We start from the raw sequence: 1,150 nt of genomic DNA, 5'->3' as shown, positions 1-1,150 counted from the left end.
TAAGCCCTCGTCCTCCGCTACACGGTCAACCTCAGCCATTGCGTCTGCAAAGTGATAAGTCATAACCGTATAGAGGTCAATCATCTTTCCGAGGAATGTGGTAAGCAGTTGTTGGTGCGGTTCTCCCTTTACCACAGAAGAAACCGTATCAAGATATTTTTTGATATGTTCCTCCATATCCCTTGCACATAAAGTGCGGCTGTCATATTCCTTATCTTCGGAAAGTCCTGTCAGCCATTCGGGAGTGGTCAGGAGTGCTTCTGCCAGCCCGTTGATAATCATTGTACGCTTCGGGTCTACTCCGTCCGCTTCATATCTTTGAATGGTAGATTTGTTTACCCCGACACGCTTACCAAGTTCGGGCATTGTTAAGTTTAATTCTGTTCGGCGTTCTTTCACTCGTTCACCGACCTGTTTTGCGGTGAATGTAATTTCTTTTTTCAAGGCTTTCACCTCCTATTGCTGATAGTATAGCACAGAAAAACCTATTTTGCAACCATAAATTTAATAATAGACAAAAATATTTCTTAATAAGTTGCAAAACGAGTTGACAAGAGGTATCAAAATAAGTATAATTACAGATACATAGTTGCAAAATGCGTGTTTTGAAAGGAGGTTGATAAAATGGGCAACATCAAAATGGGTTTAACCATAGAAGAAGCAGCAGAATGTACGGGTATCGGAAGAAATACAATGCGTAAGTTGGTAGACTGGGGCAAACTTCCCGTCCTCAAGGTCGGAAGAAAAGCGATTATCCGCAGGGATACTTTAGAGCGATTTATGAGCGTCAATCAGGGAAGAAACCTGCTGAATGAAAACGATGTCCGCAAAGTAGAATAACCATTCTCCAAGCCCTCGGCGTTTGAGAGCGAAATACACCCCTCGCACAAATCTTCGATTTGTACTCTGGGTATTTCGCCCTTGCAGGGGGCACTGTACCATCGCTTCGGGCAATGCACCGCCGCTATGATACAGAAGAAAACAGCCCGCTGTTTTCTTCGCTGTCCGTCTGCTTACGCCGCCGAAACAGCGGCAACCGATTTCTCGGTTGCAAAAAGAGTATGCCTGTCACGGGAGGAAGGAGTATATGGCAAGACATTCATTTATACAGATGTCGAAGCTATCCAATGTCAAGGGAAGAATATCCTAT

Annotated in this window: 3 protein-coding genes; 2 read left to right on the top strand and 1 reads right to left on the bottom strand. The window is 44.1% G+C overall.

Features of this window, described 5'->3' with window-relative positions; genetic code table 11:
- The coding region (locus QVO97_RS00025; RefSeq protein ID WP_288188430.1) for a helix-turn-helix domain-containing protein at window positions 1–444 on the bottom strand (444 nt) is incomplete at its 3' end.
- Window positions 445–624: 180 nt separating this feature from the next.
- On the opposite strand from QVO97_RS00025, the gene QVO97_RS00020 reads away from it, so the two are divergent.
- Together QVO97_RS00020 and QVO97_RS00015 are read left to right on the top strand one after the other, a co-directional pair.
- On the top strand, window positions 625–840 hold the full coding sequence (locus QVO97_RS00020) for a helix-turn-helix domain-containing protein (RefSeq protein WP_022358410.1): 216 nt from the start codon (window positions 625–627) through the stop codon (window positions 838–840).
- 126 nt (window positions 841–966) lie between these two features.
- The coding region (locus QVO97_RS00015; RefSeq protein WP_288188427.1) for a hypothetical protein at window positions 967–1,150 on the top strand (184 nt) is incomplete at its 3' end.

It is taken from the genome of Clostridium sp. CAG:43, from assembly GCF_000434655.1.
In the GTDB taxonomy this organism is placed as follows: domain Bacteria; phylum Bacillota; class Clostridia; order Lachnospirales; family Lachnospiraceae; genus Otoolea; species Otoolea fessa.
Note: the sequence above shows the minus strand (reverse complement) of the source record. Positions and strands in the feature narration are given on the sequence as shown.

Bases quoted from the DNA above. Each gene is read 5' to 3' on its own strand.
- QVO97_RS00020 (WP_022358410.1), top strand. From the start codon at position 625: ATGGGCAACATCAAAATGGGTTTAACCATAGAAGAAGCAGCAGAATGT.